General features: G+C 60.7%; 15 protein-coding genes. 2 read left to right on the top strand and 13 right to left on the bottom strand.

The window, feature by feature from the left end:
- Window positions 1-169: 169 nt before the first annotated feature.
- The 13 genes from ACTWLJ_RS20025 to ACTWLJ_RS19965 all read right to left on the bottom strand — a co-directional run bounded on the left by ACTWLJ_RS20025 (window position 170) and on the right by ACTWLJ_RS19965 (window position 13,711).
- On the bottom strand, window positions 170-1,150 hold the full coding sequence (locus ACTWLJ_RS20025; RefSeq protein WP_445178143.1) for a LysR substrate-binding domain-containing protein: 981 nt from the start codon (window positions 1,148-1,150) through the stop codon (window positions 170-172).
- 168 nt (window positions 1,151-1,318) lie between these two features.
- On the bottom strand, window positions 1,319-2,266 hold the full coding sequence (locus ACTWLJ_RS20020) for a peptidylprolyl isomerase (protein WP_445178142.1): 948 nt from the start codon (window positions 2,264-2,266) through the stop codon (window positions 1,319-1,321).
- The gene (locus ACTWLJ_RS20015) at window positions 2,263-2,736 is read right to left on the bottom strand and encodes a YbjN domain-containing protein (RefSeq protein ID WP_201226102.1); all 474 of its coding nucleotides are present in this window, start codon (window positions 2,734-2,736) and stop codon (window positions 2,263-2,265) included. Before ACTWLJ_RS20015 ends, ACTWLJ_RS20020 begins: the two co-directional genes overlap by 4 nt.
- Before the next feature lie 17 nt (window positions 2,737-2,753).
- Window positions 2,754-3,383, bottom strand: a complete 630-nt coding sequence (locus ACTWLJ_RS20010) for a DNA repair protein (protein WP_445178141.1) — start codon at window positions 3,381-3,383, stop codon at window positions 2,754-2,756.
- Window positions 3,384-3,400: 17 nt separating this feature from the next.
- Entirely contained in the window at window positions 3,401-5,098 is a 1,698-nt protein-coding gene (locus ACTWLJ_RS20005) for a putative porin (RefSeq protein ID WP_445178140.1), read from the bottom strand.
- A gap of 39 nt (window positions 5,099-5,137) precedes the next feature.
- Window positions 5,138-5,842 carry an energy transducer TonB family protein gene (locus ACTWLJ_RS20000; RefSeq protein ID WP_445178139.1) on the bottom strand — a complete coding sequence of 235 codons (705 nt, stop codon included), beginning with the start codon at window positions 5,840-5,842 and terminating at the stop codon, window positions 5,138-5,140.
- Window positions 5,843-5,844: 2 nt separating this feature from the next.
- The gene (locus ACTWLJ_RS19995; protein ID WP_445178138.1) at window positions 5,845-6,270 is read right to left on the bottom strand and encodes an ExbD/TolR family protein; all 426 of its coding nucleotides are present in this window, start codon (window positions 6,268-6,270) and stop codon (window positions 5,845-5,847) included.
- 11 nt (window positions 6,271-6,281) lie between these two features.
- Entirely contained in the window at window positions 6,282-8,081 is a 1,800-nt protein-coding gene (locus ACTWLJ_RS19990; RefSeq protein WP_445178137.1) for a DUF2341 domain-containing protein, read from the bottom strand.
- A 12-nt stretch (window positions 8,082-8,093) separates the two neighbouring features.
- Window positions 8,094-9,689, bottom strand: coding sequence for a ShlB/FhaC/HecB family hemolysin secretion/activation protein (locus ACTWLJ_RS19985; protein ID WP_445178136.1), 1,596 nt, complete (start codon window positions 9,687-9,689; stop codon window positions 8,094-8,096).
- 54 nt (window positions 9,690-9,743) lie between these two features.
- Window positions 9,744-10,370 carry a transposase gene (locus ACTWLJ_RS19980; RefSeq protein ID WP_445178135.1) on the bottom strand — a complete coding sequence of 209 codons (627 nt, stop codon included), beginning with the start codon at window positions 10,368-10,370 and terminating at the stop codon, window positions 9,744-9,746.
- A 283-nt stretch (window positions 10,371-10,653) separates the two neighbouring features.
- Entirely contained in the window at window positions 10,654-11,862 is a 1,209-nt protein-coding gene (locus tag ACTWLJ_RS19975; RefSeq protein WP_445181385.1) for a DSD1 family PLP-dependent enzyme, read from the bottom strand.
- Window positions 11,863-11,936: 74 nt separating this feature from the next.
- Complete coding sequence (locus tag ACTWLJ_RS19970) at window positions 11,937-13,265, bottom strand: D-arabinono-1,4-lactone oxidase (RefSeq protein WP_445181384.1); 1,329 nt, start codon at window positions 13,263-13,265, stop codon at window positions 11,937-11,939.
- A gap of 83 nt (window positions 13,266-13,348) precedes the next feature.
- Window positions 13,349-13,711, bottom strand: coding sequence for a c-type cytochrome (locus ACTWLJ_RS19965; RefSeq protein ID WP_445178134.1), 363 nt, complete (start codon window positions 13,709-13,711; stop codon window positions 13,349-13,351).
- A gap of 2,225 nt (window positions 13,712-15,936) precedes the next feature.
- Between ACTWLJ_RS19965 and ACTWLJ_RS19960 the strand changes: the two genes are divergently transcribed.
- Complete coding sequence (locus ACTWLJ_RS19960; RefSeq protein WP_445178133.1) at window positions 15,937-17,562, top strand: NADP-dependent glyceraldehyde-3-phosphate dehydrogenase; 1,626 nt, start codon at window positions 15,937-15,939, stop codon at window positions 17,560-17,562.
- 57 nt (window positions 17,563-17,619) lie between these two features.
- Complete coding sequence (locus ACTWLJ_RS19955) at window positions 17,620-18,660, top strand: FUSC family protein (protein WP_445181383.1); 1,041 nt, start codon at window positions 17,620-17,622, stop codon at window positions 18,658-18,660.
- The last annotated feature ends 1 nt before the right edge of the window (window position 18,661 follow it).

The raw sequence follows: 18,661 nt of genomic DNA, 5'->3' as shown, positions 1-18,661 counted from the left end.
ATTCGTCCGTGATCGTAATGTGGCCGACCACTCTAAACCGCTGTCCATGCGTCTGGCGAGTATCAAATGTGGGAGCCAGCCTGCTGGCGATTGCGGTTTATCAGACGCAAATGATGTCGGACAAGGCATCGTCATCGCTAGCAGGCTAGCTCCCACAGGGAAGAACGGGTCAGGTCTGAAACCATTCCTGGCGTTCGTTGAAGGTGCGGTGGATGAGTTCGGTCAGGGTCTGCACTTCGGCGATGTCCTGCGAATCGGTATTCACCGCCAGCCAGGCCTGTAGCTGCATCGGCTCATCGAACAAACCCGGCAACGCCACCAATCCACGGTCATAGCGACTCATGTATGCCGGCAGCAAACCGATGCAGGCGCTGCAACGGATCATCTCCAGCATCAGCTCGTAGGACTGCATCTGCACCACCCCGGCCAGGCGTTGTTCGACGAGGTTGTTCCATGGGCGAAAGCTGTCGATCTGCCGGTCGTGTTGCCATTGCACCAGCATGAAGTCGGCGAGGTCGTCAGGGGTGTCAGGGCGTGCAGTGACGCGGGAATAGCGTTTGGCGATGTGTGGCAGATAATCCAGACGCGCCAGACGCTGCGGTTGGCTGGTGGCAAACGCCGGGCCGGGACTGGGAGTTTCACCGTGAGCCAGCCACAGTACGACGTCGGCGCTGATGCTTTGCAGCGCCAGTTCACTGTCGAGGGCGATGATTTCCAGGCGCACGCTGGCGTTGCGGCGCAACAGCGCGATCAGGTCGCGACCGAGGATGTCGTGCAGGATCGATTCGGCGACCGCCAAGCGAATCAGCGGCTGTTCGACCACCGGCAGTTTGCGTTCATGCGCCAGCGCGACCAGTTTTGCCTGCAATTGCTGGCCTTCGCGGGTCAGGCTCAAGGCGCTGCCCTGAAAGCTGAACAGCGCATGCTCCAGCTGTTGCTCCAGCAGCGCCAGTTGTTTGCGCAGCAAGGTCGAACGCACATTGAGGCTGCGCGCGGCCTGCATGAAACAGCCACAACGGGCACTGACCAGAAAATATTGCGCCACCTCATCGTCGAGTGCGACGGCCTGCGCCAGCCAGGGTTCGGGCTTGTCTTGCGGCCAGCGGTAATCGGGATTGCCCGGTCGTCCTGCGGGTTCGGTGAATGACATCGATGACTCCCTGTCGATCTTTGTTGTTTGGTGGCTTCCAGCACTTTGAAAATCTTCTGAACCCAATGCAAAACCTGTGAGAGTTGGCTTGCCAGCGATGAGGCAGTCACTTTCAACCTATCTGTTGCCTGACACTCCGCTATCGCTGGCAAGCCAGCTCCCACAGGGTTATTTATTGATCTCGAGGGCCTTGTTCAGCTCGGCACCGTCAATGCTCAGCGTTGCGGTAGTGAGCATGCCGTCCAGATACGCCTGGGCAATCTGTTCCTGACGCTGGGCACGCAAGGCTTGCGTCAACTGATCGCGCAATTCATCGAGGGTCGCCGTACGCGCCGGTTGTTGCTCGGTCAGTTTGATCACATGAAACCCGGCAGGACTTTGCAGAGGCTCCGAAACCGCGCCGACCTTCAGCCGCGCCACCGCGCCACGCACTTGCGGCACCAATTGCTGCAACGGTTGCAGACCGCTATCGCCGCCACGCTCGGCGGTCATGCGATCCTGCGAATACTGGGTCGCCAATGCGGCAAACTCCCCCGGCGCCGCCTGCGCTTTTTTGCTCAGCTCGGTCGCTTGTTTGCGCACGGCTTCCAGACTTTGTGCATCCGGCACCGCCAAGAAAATCTGGCTGACCCGATACAGTGCCGGCGTCACCCAGTTGGCTTTACCGGCGTCATACGCCTGCTGCAAATCGGCCGCACTCGGATAGTCCACTGGCACCTGACTGACCGACTGCAAATAATCACGGAAGACTATCTGCTCGGTCGCCGCACGGGTTTGACGCAGCACCTCCGGGCGCTGCGCCCAACCTTGCGCGTCGGCCTGCTCGAGCACCGCTTTCTCCGCCAGACGTGCACGAATCCAGCGCTCCAGTGCCTCACGATTACCGCGCAGTTGCTCGCGGGTCTGCTCCGGCACCGTCGCCAGCAATGCCTGCAACTCCTCAGGCGAAACCTGCTGATTACCCAACCGCGCCACCGCAGGCCCCGTAGCAATCGTCGCCACCGACGACGATTGCTGGGCGGCGACCGGGTCATTACCCGGTCGCACCACCAGCGCCACGGCCACCACCAACAGCGCTACAGCAGCAGCGCTGATCACCATGGCAGGCTTTTTCACAGCGCGACTTCCTCTTGCTCGGTCACGGCGACTTTGGCCGTTTGTGCCGCCGCGCCGTTCTGGGCGAAGTCGCGCAGATAGACGATGAATTCCTGCAACAGGCGATCCCACAATTCGAGGTTGCCGCGCAGGTGGTCATTGCTGACACCGGCCGCAACCACCACATCCATTTCCATCACCAGAAACTCGCCCTGCAACGACAGACGCGCGAAACGTCGCGAAGCATTCCAGCGCTCGGCGACACCTTCAGGCAACTCGCCCTGCACCCGCAGCGCGCAACTGAACGTGAAATCAACGTAGCTGCCCTGCTCCACCGCCGGATTGCCGAAACGCACGGCGTAACCAATGCCCTGACTGGCACTGAGCAACTGCACGATGCCGTTCTGCTCGGTCTGATTGACGCGATAACCGGCCGCTTGCAGGACTTCGGTCAGGGATTGCGGGGAAACGTGGCTGATCAATTGAGTCATGACTTCTTCCTTGTTCATCAGTGTGCGAGCGCCGCTTGTGGCGCATCAAATTGGGTCTTGTAGAGGTCGTCGCCAAAACCCTGGGCCAGTTCGTCGAACTTGACCCGGGCGCTGCCCGCGAAGGGCTGGCGGATTTTCATCACCTCGGCCACATCGATGTTTTCGTAGGCGGTGAGAATCTCTTTGGCGACGCCGTACATCTGCTGATTCTTGACTGAACATTGCTGCACTTGTGTGTCACGTTCAGCCAATTGCGCCTGAAGCTTAGACCGTTCTGCCTCTTTGGCACGGGCCATCACCAACAGCTCGTCATAGGCCTTTTTGAACTTGCCGGTCTGCTCGTTGCTGGCCGCGACTTGCGCCTGAGCCTGGCTGTGCAGGCTTTGCTGCTGACCGGCCAGTTGCTCGGCGGTACCTTTGACCCTGGCCAGTTCGGTGGTCAATTGCTTGATTTGCGCCTGCGCAGCCTTGGCCTCGTTCTGCGCCGCCAGTTGCGCGGCGCTGGCCTGAGCCTGCTGACTTTGCAGGGCCTGCAACTGTTGCGTGGTGCTGCGCAGCTGGGTGCGCAGGCGCTCTTCCATGCCTTCTGCGCTCGCCCCGGTGGCGATCAACATCCCGAGTCCCAGCAAGACAAAACGCGTTTTCATAAGCCTCTCCCGGCGCCTTAGAAGCGCGTGTTGATCTCAAGCTGCAAGACATCGATGTCGAATGGCGCACCGTACACCGCTTCGGTGCTCATCCAGCGACCGGTCGCGTAAACGTTCTTCGCCAGACCGTAATTGCCGCCGAGGAAATAGCCCTTGGCGTTGGTGCCGCCGAGGTGGAACGAGGAGTCGTTGAAGCCGTCCGGCAAGGCATCCGGCTGGATGTATTTGTAGCCGGCGAACATATTCCAGTCGCCCTTGCGCTTGAGTTCCAGCGCGTTGCCGAGCGTGAACTGGACCATCCACGCGTTGGCGCCGCTTTCGATATTGCCGTTGCTGTCGAGGTTGTTGACGAGCTGGCCCTCGGAGCGTTTGCGCATGTCGCCTTCGTCGTAACCCAGGTTGTGGATGTAGTTACCCTGACTGCGCAGCTTGAAGTCTTCCGGCAGATCGGCGTCCCACACCAGGTTCAGGTCCAGCAGATTGAATTCCGAGGCGAGGCCGACGAATTGCGGCTGCGGCGTGGTCGTCGGGTTGAGCGGGTTCGGCGTGATGTCGCGCAGCAGGAACACGCTGTTGCCCTTCTGCATGAATGCCACGCGCGAGCCATCGCTGTCGCAACCCGGTGCTCCGGCCCACGGCTCGCAAGGGCTGGAGCGCTGGCCCTGAATGTCGTCGAAACGGTAATAGGCCAATGCACCCTTCAAGCGGTTGTTGCTGTTGATCGCCCACTTGGCGCCGATCTGCGCTCCGTACAGCCACTTGTTGTCGCTTTCTTCTTTGTCGAAGCCGTTGCTGCTGGCAGTGTCGTTGGTGTAATCCACCGGGAATGCGCCGACCGTACCGAACACGCCCCAATCACGGTTGAGTTTGTGGTCGAAAATCGCCGCCACACCGTCGAAGTTCAGGTCGTTGGAATAGAGCATGTCGGTGGACATGAACGGGTTGGCGAAGCGGCCACCGGTCAAGGTCAGCTCATCCGTCGGTTTCCAGTTCAGATAACCCTGATCGAGCCAGATGTCTTTCTTGGCGAAGCCGCCACCGAGGTTCTGCGTGGTCGACACCGGGTTGTTGTCGGAACCGGTGCCGATGCGAATGCCGGCGGTCCATTCAGGCGCGATTTCCGCTTTCATGCCCAGGCGAGCGCGCAGGCGGAACAGATTGGTGCGGTCTTCGCGGGTGTTGAGCAACGGCGGCAGGCTGGTGCTGCTGTTGGGGTTAACGTCGTACGGGCCATTGTTGTTGAGCTTGGCGAAGTCGACGATCTCGTTGCTGTTGCTGTCCGAGTAGTAACGCGATTCGTCACGCAGGCGAATGTCGCCGTCGAAGCTGATGCGCGAAATCCAGTCCGGAAAGGTGTTGGGCGCTGCCCAGTTTTCCTGCTTGGCGGTGGCCATGACTTCGGCTTTGACTTGATCGCGAATCTGGTCGCGAACTGCTGTCGGCACGTACTGCACGCGCACATCCCCCGGCGCCGTGACCGGCCCGGCCGCGACGGCGGTAGACGCGGCGGCCTGTTTGGCTTGGGCCGCTTCGTTCTGCGCCTGAGCGATCAGCGCGTCGGCCTTGTCCTGTTTCAAAATGCCCTGCTCGACCAGCAAGCGGATCAGATTGATCGTGGCGTTCTCCGAGGGCGCAGGCGCTGCCGCGGCCTGACCGACCAAGGTCGCGATGACCATGCCGACCGCCAGGGACAATCGATTCACGTTGGAAATCATCTGCACACAACTCCTTTTGGCAAAATCTGAAAAATTCGGTTAACCCGGACGCCGCCCTTGCAGGGACAGGCGCACAGGCAAAGTCATGGAGGCCGGAGGCCGTTCGCTTAAATGCGGCGCAGCGCGCAACGCGGCCAGCACCTGGGTATCGATCTCGGGATTGCCGCTGGACTTGATCAACTCGACACGGGTGATCTCGCCGACACTGCTCAGCCACACATCGGCCTGTAGCGAAAACGCCAGGTTGCGCAGCTCGGGGTTCTCCCGCAGCAAGCGCTGGAAGGTGAACGCAAGAAACTGGCTGTAAGTGCCGGTACCCAAGCGCCCGCCTCCGGCACCGGCCATGCCGCCGCCCTTGCCCGCGCCGATGTTGAAAGCGTCGTTGCCGCTCTGGGCGTCGCCGTCCATTTGCATCGGGTTGGCCAGGTCGTCCGCCGGGGATGGCGGCGCTTCTTCTTCAGGCTTGACCTCTTGCGGCTCAGGCGTTGGTTCCGGTTCGACGATTTTTTCTTCGACCGGGGTTTCCGGCTCTGGCGGTTTTTCCGGCGGCGGAGGTGGCGGTGGCGGCAACGGAATGATCGTCGGCACCTTCGGCGCTTCACGGCGCACGCCGCTCATGTCGTTGGCCCACTGCCACAGAAACCAGGCCGCGAGCGCGCCGATCAGCAATCCGGCGCCCCACTTCACAAAGCGCAGCGGTGACTGTTTGACTGGCAATGGCTCGACTGGAAGTTGTGCAGTCATGGTCAGCCCTGCGTCGGTTTGCCGGTCACCAGACCGACTTGAGACAGTTCGAGCCGGCGCAACAGATCCAGCACCTCAATCACTTTCTGGTACTGCACCGTCGCATCACCGCGCACGATCACCGGGAAATCCGGGCTCTGCGCTTTCTCGATGCGCAGGCGTTCTTCAAGCTCGGCAAGCGTCACCGGGTAGGCATCGAGGAACACCTGGCCGCCGTCATTGACCGAAATCGCCTTGGTCTTGGCCTCGGACAACGACACCGAAGCGCTGGCCTTGGGCAGGTTGATCTGGATGCCGGAGACCTGCGCGGTGGCAGTGAGGATGAACATCACCAGCACCACCATCAGCACGTCCACCAGTGGCGTGATGTTGATGCTGTCCACCGCTGCATCTTCGTCATCGTCGTGTGAGGTATTTACGGACGCCATGTCAGTGCTCCTCAGGCCGGTACGGAGTGGTTGGCATGGTGGCCGCGCTGGTGCGACGACTCACTGAACTGGCTCTCGCCGTGCATCTCCGCCAGACGGGTGATGAACTCGTCGACGAACACGCGCATGTCGGCGCTGACTTCCTTGTTGCGGGTGATCAGGCGGTTGTAGCCAAACAGCGCCGGGATCGCGACGAACAGGCCCATGGCGGTGGCGAGCAACGCGGCGGCCATGCCCGGGGCGATCGCATTGATGTTGACGTCACCGGCCATCGCGGTGCCCAAAAACACCACCATGATCCCCAGCACGGTGCCGAGCAGGCCGATGTACGGGCCACCCGCGATTGCGTTGGACAGGGTCGAGAGTTTCGAACTGAGTTGCTGGTTTTCCCGGGTACGCACGCCGTCCATCGAGCAGCGGATGGCTTCGATGGTCGCGGCGGAAACCGAAGAGGTGTCGGCGCCCTGCTCGCGGCGAGTGCGGATTTCTTTCACCGCCACCGAATACAGGCGCCACAGCGGCGAATACTGCAAACGCTGAGCGAGTTGGGTGTCGTCGGCGAACATTTCCAGGCGTGTGCCAACCTTGGCGAACTGCACGCGGAAGTCTTCGTTGGCCTTGCTGACACGACTGAGCGTGCGGTTCTTGCGCAGCATGATGACCCACGACTGGAACATCATCAGCACCAGCACCGCGATGATCACCCAGGCATCCACCGGCACTGCGTTAAGCAGGAAACCGAGACTGCCGAAACCGTAACCGGACTGTTCCTCATCGACGCCGTAAGCCACCAGTTTCGATTCGGCGCCCTGCGAAGTGGCGTCGGCCAGCAACAGCGGTGCCGGACGTGCGACTTTCGACAGGCGCAGTTCGTCGATGGCGCCGGCAAACGGCTGGAACGGGCTTTCGTGCAGGTCGGCGCCAATCGCCATGACCGAGTTGAACGCCGGCATGGCTACCGCCAACGTGGCGCTTTCGCGACCGGCGACATACAGCGTGACCTTGGTGCCTTCGGCGGTCAGTGCCAGATGCTGCCATTGCCCGGGATTCAACGGTTGGGTGGCGACAGCGCGCTGGCCGTCGATTTCCACGAACGGTACGCCTTGATTGACGCCGACCAGCAAGCTGTTGGCGCCTTCGCGGCGGGCCAGAATCAGTTGCTCGCCATTGGCCTGATCCAGTCGTAGCCAGGCACTGAAGGTGAACGCGCTGCCAGCGTTGTGTTGCAACGAAGGGCTGGCGGGCAGCAGCAACGGCTGACCGCTGAACTGCAAGGCTTTGCCGACCACACCTTCAATCGCCGCGCCGGTCGCACTTTGCGCGGTGTTGCCATAGGCGGTGGTGTCTTTGGCCGGAGTGCCGGTGGCGCCGTCGAAGTGATACAGCGCGGTGTAATTCGGGTCGAACGTCAGTTGGCCGTTGCCGGTCGCCGGGGCTTTCTGGTTGCCGTAATACATCCAGATGTCTTGACGCTGGCCGCCCTCGACATTCGGCACATCGACCCAGATCAGCGCCATGCCCATCAGCGCATCGAAGCTTTCGATCTGATGGTTGAGCACGGTTTTGTCATCGGCGGCGACGAAGCGCAGGTCCGCGCCGTCCTCTTTCACACCATCAAAGGTGAAGTTGCCAGTGTGCAGGCGCATCAGCAATGCGGTGCGGCCCAGGGGTTGATTGATCCCGGCGCCTTGTGGCGTGGTGTCGACGGCGATCTGTTTGCGGTAATGCCAGTCGTCCTGCCACCAGGCCTGAGCCGTGGCCGGGAGCACGAAGCCCAGGCAGATCAACAACGAAAGGAAGAGGCGCTGCATGTACGTGCTCCTTTAAAAAGTGGCTTGAAGGTTGAAGTGCAGGCGCGATTCCTGCTTCGAGGTGTTCGGCCCTTCGAGTAGCGGGTAGCCCCAGTCGAGACTGCCGGACAGCCATTTGCTCAGGCTGGCGCGGGTGCCGAGGCCAACACTGGCCAAGGCGTAATTGGCGTCCTGATCCGGCAGTTCGTCGCGCAGATACAGTTGCGCGCCTTCGGCAAAGGCGTAGAACCGCCAGTCCTGCATCCAGCTGCCGGCGTACTTGGCCAGCGACGGCGTGCGCACTTCCTGACTCAGCAGCACGCCGTCATCGCCGGTGCGTTCGGCTGCCAGATAGCCGCGTACCGAAGTCGCGCCGCCGGCAGAAAACTGTTCGTTGGAAACCAGTGGCCCGGACGCCAGTTGGAACGCGGCTTTGCTCGCGCTCTGCCAGTCGCTGTCGAAGGTCCAGGTGTAATTGGTGTCGCCCTTGAGCACGGCGAAACTCGGGTTGGCGCGGTAGCGTTTGTAGTCGAAGTCTTCGTCGGAACTGCCGTAACCGAAGATGCTGCGCGTTGCAGCGACCAGACTCAGGCCGAGGCCGAGCTGGCTCTTTTCGCTGTAGCGAAAGCCGTTGTAGGCGAAGGTGAACGGCGCGTACTTGAGCGGGACTTTGTCGCTCTCGCCGGACAGGGTCAGGCGTTCGTCGAAGTCCTTGAAGTCGATGCCTGCCGACAGCGAGTTCGACCAGTTGCCGCTTGACGGAATTGTGTAAATAGCCGAGACCCCGTACGAGTGGCCCTTGCCCAACACATTGCTGCCACCAATGGTCGCGACGTTGCTGTCGGACTGGTAACCGGAGAACTGCACGCTCCAGCGATCAGTCAGCGGCGCAGTGTAGGAACCCGACCAGACCTTGGCGTTGTCGGTGTCTTGCGGCGCGGTAAAGAAGGTCAGGTTGACGCTATGACCGAGCTGCCAAAGGTTGTTGTAGCCAAGGCTGGTGACGGCGCGCAGCTTTTCGGTGTCGGCGCTGTAATCGTTGTTGAGGCCGACGCTGGCAGTCCACGGATTCTGGTCTTCGACCTGCAAATCGACGTCCATGGTGCCGGGGCGTTGACCTTCGCGAACCAGCGGCATGACTTGGCGGCCCGGCGTTTTGTTCAGTTGCGCCAGTTCACCCTGAACCTTGGCGAAGTCCGGCACCTCGCCTTCCTTCAATGCCGGGACCTCGTCGCGGATGTCCAGCGGCGAATAGTGTTTGGCGCCAACCACGCGCACCCGGCCGACCTTGGTTTCGCTGACTTGCAGGTAGACGATGCCGTCGGCGACCGCTTGCTCCGGCAACTCGACGAACACCGATTGATAGCCGCGTGCCTGATAGACCTTCTGCAAGGCGTCTCGCGCGCCTTCGATATCGTTCATGCCTTTTTGCGGGCCGAGAAACGGGTACACCGCCTCTTCAATGGCGCGCGCATCGAGCACGGTGTTACCGCGCACGAAGTATTCGTTGACGTCCACCAGACGCTGCGCTGCTGCGGTTTCGGCCTCTTCGGCCAATGCCGGCTGCGCGCCCGCCGTCACCAGCAGCCAGCCCCACAGCGCCAGCCGTGACGTGAAAATATGCTCCACACTACCCCCTGAATTCGCGATGACCTGTTGGCGCACGGCGCCGGTTTTTTTGCGTCAATTGCTGGCTGTCGATGGTTGGTTTTCGAGGCAGCCGGCGTGCTTGCCCAGCCAGGTGTGCAGCAACGCGAAGTTCAAGGAGAACTCGGGCATTTGCAGCAAGGCACCGCAGAACACTTCGCCGATGATTTTTTGAATCAGCTGCACCGCCTGCGGGTTATTCAGCAGCGTGGCGATGTCACGACTGAGGACGTTGTAACTCCAGACTTTCTGGTTCAGGCCCAGGCCGACGAACCAGCGGAACAGCAGGTTGTAATTGAGCTGTTCAAACAGTTGCTGCTCGCTGGGCACCGAATACAGAAGCTGCAACAGCAGGATGTGCATCACCGTTTGCGCAGGGATCAGCATGCCGGGCTCGGCATTGAGGTCATGCAGGAGGTCGCGGTGGTCGTCGAGCAAGTCGTCGATCTGCGGGCGCAGCAATACCAGAGAGTGGCCCGGCGGAATGTAGCTGGAGACCTCTTTCAAGGCGCCTTGCCAATCGTCCTGCGAGACGATCCACACCCACGGCGCGCCATAGCGATAGACCGAAACCGGCTTCTTGCGCGCGGCCTCGACGATCTTCGACAGGCGCTGATCGAGTTCCTGCATGCCCACTTTCGAGTAGCGTTCCATAGTCCCCATTGCCTCACTCCCGGCGTCCCGCCTCGGCTTGTGAAAAGCGCCCCGAAAGGCCCCTCAAGCGCGTTACATAGGCATGACCGGACTGGCGATGTGCTACCGAACTTTTGTCACAAAAGCTTCATTACTGAAGTTTGTGGATGGGATCTGGAATGCACCACAATCCCTGTGGGAGCTGGCTTGCCAGCGATGGCGTCAGGTCAGCATCTTTTTACTTCGCTGACAGATCGCTATCGCTGGCAAGCCAGCTCCCACAAGGGGCGTGGTGTTTGGGTGGAATTCGTTTTCAGGTGTAAACCGGCCAGGTGTCGACGATTTTGCCGCCGCGCACGGCCAGCAGGTCGCCGAATTGCAGGAGTACCGCTTCGGTCTGGGTCGGGCGCAGGAAGACCTGGTCTTCGATGGTCAGGCCGACTGCATTCGAGCCGTTGACCATTTCCTGATTCGAGCTGCGGCCATACACCACGTTGCTCTGCAACCCCGGCGGCGATTCGAACTCGGCCATCCAGTTGCCGCCGTAGATGAAAAAGGTTTGGCGCTGATTGGTGTCCCACCACGAGAACAATTTCGACTTGTCATCCAGCGCCGGGATATTCACCGCGCCCGTGCTCTTCAATACCGGGGTAGCGATGTAAGTCGCGGGCACGTGATCGACCAGCGACGGCAGATCATAGTGAGTTGGCTTGAGCATCGCCGTGCCCACCGAAACTTCCGTGCTCAGTTTTTCGTTTTCATGCATGCGATAGCTCGGGCTACCCGCCGTGTTCAGGCACAAGCCTTCGTGCCACAAACCCGGAAACTGCTGCCGGGTAAAATCGACGCAGCGCTGATAAATCACCATCACTTTGCCGAACATCTCTTCGGGCGAACCGAGAATCCCCGGCACGCCCATGCCCACGAACGGGTCGTAACCCATGAACCCGGCGAACTCCAGATGCTGCGGGTTGGCGCTGATCAGCGTGAGCATCTGCCCCAGCACCTGTAAATCACTGACGCCACCGCGATGCAGGCCGACATCCAGCTCGATGTTGACCCGCATCCGCGTATTCAGCCCTTGAGCCAGCGCGAGGTATTGCTGCAAACGCTCGGGACCGTCGAGCAGCCATTGCAGCTGTTTCGCCGGATCGAACGGGCCTTTGTGGGTTTGATAGAACAACTCGGCGGAACGCACTGGCAGCGGCTTGCCGAGCAAGATATCGGACTGCGGATACACCTGCGCATCGTGATTGAGAAACGGCTGATGAAACGACATCAAGCGCTGTGTCCCGGCACGCTGGCCGATGTAGCTGAGCAGCTCCGGCGCCGGCAGGGACTTCTCCACCAGCCGCAGGTGCTTGCCGCTGCGTTTGACCGACTGCACCACCACGTCGATGTTGTGATCGAGTCGATCCAGATCGATCAGCAGCACTGGGCGCATCGGCCCGTGCTCCTTCAGTTCACCATTCAGCGCGCGAAAATAATCACTGTACGGCCCACCTCGATCACCCGGTCGCAGCCAGGCGCCAACCCCCGCCAGCAAGACTCCTACACCCAATGTGCCCAGCATGAAATTGCGTCGATTGACCGCCATCAGCTCACTCCCAGAATCGATGTCAGGTGCGCATTCAAAAACTTGCCGCTGGGGTCGAGTGCCTGGCGCACATCGACAAATTCGCGCCAGCGCGGATACAGCGGTTGTAGATTTTTCGCATTCAGAGTGTGCAACTTGCCCCAGTGCGGCCGGCCGTTGTACTTCCAGAAGATTGGTTCGACGGCGGCGAAGAAATTGTGGTGATCCATCTGGTAATGCTGATGCACCGAGATCGAACAGGTATCGCGGCCCTCGAACATGCTCAGCGGAATATCGTCAGCCTTGACGTAGCGGTACTCGATGGGAAACCAGGTGCGCAGATCCTTGTCGCGGATCAGTTTGAGAATTTCACGCAGGCACGCCGGGCCGTGTTCCGCCGGCACCGAATATTCCATCTCGTTGAAGCGCACGGTGCGTACGTTGGCGTAGATGTCGAAGGAGTCGCCGACGCGGTCATCGAAATTCGCCAGATGGCGCAGGCTGTTGAGCAATGAGCTGCGCAGGTCAGGGAAATCGCTGCCGTACTTGTCGATCTTTTCGATCAGGGTCACGAACTCGTTACCGCCCTCCTCTTCAGGGGGAATCGGTGGTGTGGCCGGGTCCACGGTTTCGTTGAGGGCGATGGACAAGGCGTAGTCGGAATGGGTGACGACGAGCATTTCCCAGTGCTGGTTTTCGCGGGTGTTTTTGTCGATGTCTTCCAGCAGTTCTTCGGTCTTGGCGATCCACTGGCGTTCGCGCAGGCGATAGGCCGGGCGGTTTTGCAGACGGATTTTGGTCGCGACACCGAGAGCGCCGAGGGAAACCCGAGCAGCGTTGAACACTTCTGGATGGCGCTGGCTGTCGCAGTCCAGCACTTCGCCGCTGGCGGTTACCAATTGCATGCCGCAGACGTGGGCGGAATAGGACTGGAAGGTTTTGCCGGTGCCATGGGTCGAAGTCGAGATCGCCCCGGCGAGAGTCTGGTAATCGATGTCGGCCATGTTCTGCAGGGCCTGACCGACGTCTTTCAGCGGTACACCCATCCGCGACATCGGCGTGCCTGCAGCGAATTCGGCTTGCAGGGTTTTCGGGTCGTGGTCGAGCAGCCCGGTGAAATAGCTCAGCGACAGCAGCGTGCCGTCGGTGGGCACCAATGCGCTGAAGGAATGCGCGGAACCGACCGGACGCACCTTGCCTCCGGCCTGGCGGATAACCTGGGTCAATTCATCGAGGTTCTTCGGCGCCAACCGCGCCGCTGGCAGGCAACTCTGCGCGCCCGACCAGTTGCGCCACGGAATCAGCCGAGGCGCTCGCATCAATTGGCCCAACGCCGGGTTACTCGCCAGCGCGCTGAATGCGCCGACGATACTGGCCCGTTGCAACAACTGACGCCGTGTCAGATCCATCGTCATGCAAGCACCTGTTGTTTTTATTGTGGGAGGGGTTGGTCGGCCATGAAGCTGATCAGTTGCAGGAATTGCTCTTCGGAGCACTCCACGCACTGGCCCATCGGCGGCATGCCGTTGTAGCCGTTGATGGCGTGGTCGAGCAGCGTGTCGGTGCCCTGCTGGATGCGCGGCTCCCAGGCCTTGCGGTCACCGGTCAGCGGTGCGTTGGCAGCGGGATTGGCGTGGCAGAGCTGGCAACTGTTGGCATAGATCTGCGCCAGTGCCGGGTCTTGAGGAACGGCATGGCTGGCGATGTTGTTGGTGGCCGCCGGTTTGGCTTTGTCGCCACAACCGGGCAACGCCATGGCCAGTGCCAGCAGTAAAGAGATTCGGATGGCCCGCATAACAATCCTCGCGTGGGATGCCGCTTATTGTTGTGATCACACAGTAAGGCAGCGGCGCCGGAGGCTTGAGGGCATTGCGGGACAGTGAGGGGGGCAACCGGGGACAGTTAAAAAACCTGTCACACCGCAAAACCTGTGGGAGCTGGCCTGCCAGCGATATCGGAGTGACAGGCACCAGATGTATCGACTGAGACGACGCCTTCGCGGGCAAGCCCGCTCCCACAGTGTCTGCGGTGGGGCACAAATCTGTATGCAACCCAAAATCCTGTGGGAGCTGGCTTGCCAGCGATAGCGGTGGGTCAGGCACCAGATGTATCGACTGAGACGACGCCTTCGCGGGCAAGCCCGCTCCCACAGTGTCTGCGGTGGGACACAAATCTGTAAGCAACCACAAAATCCTGTGGGAGCTGGCTTGCCAGCGATAGCGGAGTGACAGGCACCAGATGTATCGACTGAGACGACGCCTTCGCGGGCAAGCCCGCTCCCACAGTGTCCGCGGTGAGGCACAAATCTGTAAGCAACCACAAAATCCTGTGGGAGCTGGCTTGCCAGCGATAGCGGTGGGTCAGACGCCAGATGTATCGACTGAGACGACGCATTCGCGGGCAAGCCCGCTCCCACAGTGTCTGCGGTGAGGCACAAATCGGCAAGCAACCACAAAATCCTGTGGGAGCTGGCTTGCCAGCGATAGCGGTGGGTCAGGCACCAGATGTATCGACTGAGACGACGCCTTCGCGGGCAAGCCCGCTCCCACAGTGTCTGCGGTGAGGCACAAATCGGTAAGCAACCAGAATCCTGTGGGAGCTGGCCTGCCAGCGATAGCGGAGTGACAGGCACCAGATGTATCGACTGAGACGACGCCTTCGCGGGCAAGCCCGCTCCCACAGTGTCTGCGGTGAGGCACAAATCGGTAAGCAACCCAGAATCCTGTGGGAGCTGGCCTGCCAGCGATAGCGGTGGGTCAGGCACCAGATGTATCGACTGAGACGACGCCTTCGCGGGCAAGCCCGCTCCCACAGTGTCTGCGGTGAGGCACAAATCTGTAAGCAACCACAAAATCCTGTGGGAGCTGGCCTGCCAGCGATAGCGGTGGGTCAGGCGCCAGATGTATCGACTGAGACGACGCCTTCGCGGGCAAGCCCGCTCCCACAGTGTCTGCGGTGAGGCACAAATCGGTAAGCAACCCAGAATCCTGTGGGAGCTGGCCTGCCAGCGATAGCGGAGTGACAGGCACCGGATGTATCGACTGAGACGACGCCTTCGCGGGCAAGCCCGCTCCCACAGTGTCTGCGGTGAGGCACAAATCGGTAAGCAACCCAGAATCCTGTGGGAGCTGGCCTGCCAGCGATAGCGGAGTGACAGGCACCGGATGTATCGACTGAGACGACGCCTTCGCGGGCAAGCCCGCTCCCACAGTGTCTGCGGTGGGACACAAATCTGTAAGCAACCCAGAATCCTGTGGGAGCTGGCCTGCCAGCGATAGCGGTGGGTCAGGCGCCAGATGTATCGATTGAGACGACGCCTTCGCGGACAGGCCCGCTCCCACAGTGTCTGCGGTGAGGCACAAATCGGTAAGCAACCCAGAATCCTGTGGGAGCTGGCCTGCCAGCGATGGCGGTAGGTCAGTTGCCGGATTTATTGACTGAGGCTACGCCTTCGCGGGCAAGCCCGCTCCCACAGTGTCTGCGGTGAGGCACAAATCTGTAAGCAACCCAGAATCCTGTGGGAGCTGGCCTGCCAGCGATGGCGGTAGGTCAGTTGCCGGATTTATTGACTGAGGCTACGCCTTCGCGGGCAAGCCCGCTCCCACAGTGTCTGCGGTGAGGCACAAATCTGTAAGCAACCACAAAATCCTGTGGGAGCTGGCCTGCCAGCGATAGCGGTGGGTCAGGCGCCAGATGTATCGATTGAGACGACGCCTTCGCGGGCAAGCCCGCTCCCACAATGTCTGCGGTGGGGCACAAATCGGTAAGCAACCCAGAATCCTGTGGGAGCTGGCCTGCCAGCGATAGCGGTAGGTCAGTTGCCGGATTTATTGACTGAGGCGACGCCTTCGCGGGCAAGCCCGCTCCCACAATGGGTTTTGTGTGCACCTTCCAGCTCTGTTCCGCACTTCTGAGTGACATTTGCCTGACATTTGCGGGTTTAAATTTCGGCGCATTCAGGCGTATAACCTGTACAGACTTTTCCAATCTGCACGCCGACATCAAACACGGGGTAGCGACATGACCACAGCAAATATCCTTGGCAATCTGTTCCCTACAGCCAGCGACATCCCGGAAAAATACCGCCTCGACGGTCAGGTCGAGCAGCGCGAATATCTGGTCGATGGCGAATTGCGCCGCTGGGACGGCCCGCTCGCCACTGTGCGCAGCCCGGTCTACATCCACGGCGAAAACGGTGATGAACAGGTAATCCTCGGCAGCACGCCACTGCTTGATGCCGACACCGCACTCACTGCACTCGACGCCGCTGTCCGCGCCTATGACCGAGGTCAGGGCCTGTGGCCGACCATGCGCGTGGCCGAACGCATCCAGCATGTCGAAGCCTTCCTCGGGCGCATGCGCCAACAGCGCGACGCCGTGGTGAAATTGCTGATGTGGGAAATCGGCAAGAACCTCAAGGACTCGGAAAAAGAGTTCGACCGCACCTGCGACTACATCGTCGACACCATCAATGCACTCAAGGAACTTGACCGCCGCTCCAGCCGTTTCGAGCTGGAACAGGACACGCTCGGCCAGATCCGTCGCGTGCCGCTCGGCGTCGCACTGTGCATGGGGCCTTACAACTATCCGCTGAACGAAACCTTCACCACGCTGATCCCGGCGCTGATCATGGGCAACACCGTGGTGTTCAAACCGGCGAAACTTGGCGTGTTGCTGATTCGTCCGCTGCTCGAAGCGTTCCGCGACAGCTTCCCGACCGGCGTGATCAACGTCATTTATGGCAGCGGCCGCGAGACCGTCAGTGCGCTGATGGCCAGCGGCAAGATCGACATCTTCGCCTTCATCGGCACCAACAAGGCCGCCAGTGACCTGAAAAAACTGCACCCGAAACCACACCGTTTGCGTGCTGCGCTGGGTCTGGACGCAAAAAACCCGGGCATCGTGTTGCCGGAAGTCGATCTGGATAACGCCGTCAATGAGGCGGTCACCGGCTCGCTGTCGTTCAACGGCCAGCGCTGCACCGCGCTGAAAATCCTCTTCGTCCATGAGGACGTGGTGGATGCCTTCATCGAAAAATTCAACACCAAACTGGCTACGCTGAAACCGGGCATGCCGTGGGACAGCGGTGTATCGCTGACGCCTTTGCCAGAGGCCGGCAAGGTCGATTACCTGCACGGTTTGCTTGAGGATGCGCGCAGCAAAGGTGCCGAGGTGGTCAACCCGAATGGCGGCGAATCGCGGGAATCGTTCTTCTATCCGGCGGTGCTTTACCCGGTGACGCCGCAGATGCGCGTGTACAACGAAGAGCAGTTTGGTCCGGTGGTGCCGATCGTGCCTTACCGTCATCTCGATACGGTGATCGACTATGTGCTGGAGTCCGACTTCGGCCAGCAGTTGAGCATCTTCGGCACCAATCCGGTGGCGGTTGGCCGCCTGGTCGATACCTTCGCCAATCAGGTCGGACGGATCAACCTCAATGCTCAGTGCCAGCGCGGGCCGGACACTTACCCGTTCAATGGCCGGAAGAACTCCGCCGAGGGCACGCTGTCGGTACACGATGCGTTGCGGGTTTTCTCGATCCGTACGCTGGTGGCGACCAAGTTCCAGGACAGCAACAAGGATCTGATCAGCGAGATTATTCGCGGACGCGATTCGAGCTTCCTGACTACCGACTATATTTTCTAAAACGCTTCTGACGAGGACCGTGCTCTGAGTACATTCAGCACCCACCGACTGCCACCGCTGCTGCGCCGAATATCGCGTCCTTTACTGGACCCGTATCGGCGCTACCGGCACGCCCGATTGATCCACGCGGTGCGGGTGGCGTTGGGGTTGCTGGCGACGATCCTGCTGACTACCGGCATCAACCTGCCCCACGGTGAGTGGGCGTCGGTGACCATGCTGGTGGTGATCGGCGGCTTGCAGCATCACGGCAACATCGGCAAAAAAGCTGCCGAACGCGCTACCGGTACCTTGATCGGTGCCGGCGTCGGTCTGCTGCTGGTGGCGCAACAGGCGTGGCTCGGCATGCCGTGGCTGACCTATTTCGCCATGGCCGTGGTCTGCGGTTTTTTCTCTTATCACGCCATCGGTAAGGGTGGCTACACTGCCCTGCTCTCGGCTATTACTGTCTTTATTGTCGCTGGGCACGGCGACAATCCAATCACTGACGGGCTGTGGCGCGGGGTCGATATCCTCATCGGTATTGCCCTGGCCCTGGCCTTCTCTTTCGCGCTGCCGCTGTACGCGGTGTATTCGTGGCGCTACAACCTGGCCGACGCCTTGCGCGATTGCGCAACGGTTTACGGGCGGATCATCAGCGGCCAGGCGGTCAGTGCCGATGAACATCTGAAGCTGATGAGCCGCTTGAGCGCGGTGATGGTGCAACTGCGTTCGCTGATGCCTTCGGTGTCCAAGGAAGTGAAGATTTCCATGACCGAACTGGATGCGATCCAGCGCAACCTGCGCATGTGCATCAGCACCCTGGAAATCCTCGCCAACACCCGCCCGGACGCCAGCGATCCACAAGCCATGGCGCATCTGCAATCAGCGTTGAAGGCCGAGCACCGGCAGATTCGCGTGCAGTTGATCGGCATGGCTCGCGCCTTGAAGACGGGCGCATCGCAGCGTCTCGAACGGCAAATGGAACTGCCGGCCGCCGACCTTGATGCGCCGGTCTACAGCCCGCTCGACGGCTATCGTTTGTTGACTCTGCAACTGGCGGCGAACATCGGCGAAATGCGCCAGCGCCTGGCCAAGACCGCGCCGCGCTGGAGTATTTAAG

Source organism: Pseudomonas sp. McL0111 (assembly GCF_052567255.1).
This window is presented reverse-complemented; position numbering and strand designations above follow the sequence as displayed.

Coding starts and splice junctions, on each gene's coding strand:
- ACTWLJ_RS20015 (WP_201226102.1), bottom strand. CDS start 2,736: ATGACTCAATTGATCAGCCACGTTTCCCCGCAATCCCTGACCGAAGTC.
- ACTWLJ_RS20010 (WP_445178141.1), bottom strand. CDS start 3,383: ATGAAAACGCGTTTTGTCTTGCTGGGACTCGGGATGTTGATCGCCACC.
- ACTWLJ_RS20005 (WP_445178140.1), bottom strand. CDS start 5,098: ATGATTTCCAACGTGAATCGATTGTCCCTGGCGGTCGGCATGGTCATC.
- ACTWLJ_RS19960 (WP_445178133.1), top strand. CDS start 15,937: ATGACCACAGCAAATATCCTTGGCAATCTGTTCCCTACAGCCAGCGAC.
- ACTWLJ_RS19990 (WP_445178137.1), bottom strand. CDS start 8,081: ATGCAGCGCCTCTTCCTTTCGTTGTTGATCTGCCTGGGCTTCGTGCTC.
- ACTWLJ_RS20025 (WP_445178143.1), bottom strand. CDS start 1,150: ATGTCATTCACCGAACCCGCAGGACGACCGGGCAATCCCGATTACCGC.
- ACTWLJ_RS19995 (WP_445178138.1), bottom strand. CDS start 6,270: ATGGCGTCCGTAAATACCTCACACGACGATGACGAAGATGCAGCGGTG.
- ACTWLJ_RS19965 (WP_445178134.1), bottom strand. CDS start 13,711: ATGCGGGCCATCCGAATCTCTTTACTGCTGGCACTGGCCATGGCGTTG.
- ACTWLJ_RS19980 (WP_445178135.1), bottom strand. CDS start 10,370: ATGGGGACTATGGAACGCTACTCGAAAGTGGGCATGCAGGAACTCGAT.
- ACTWLJ_RS20000 (WP_445178139.1), bottom strand. CDS start 5,842: ATGACTGCACAACTTCCAGTCGAGCCATTGCCAGTCAAACAGTCACCG.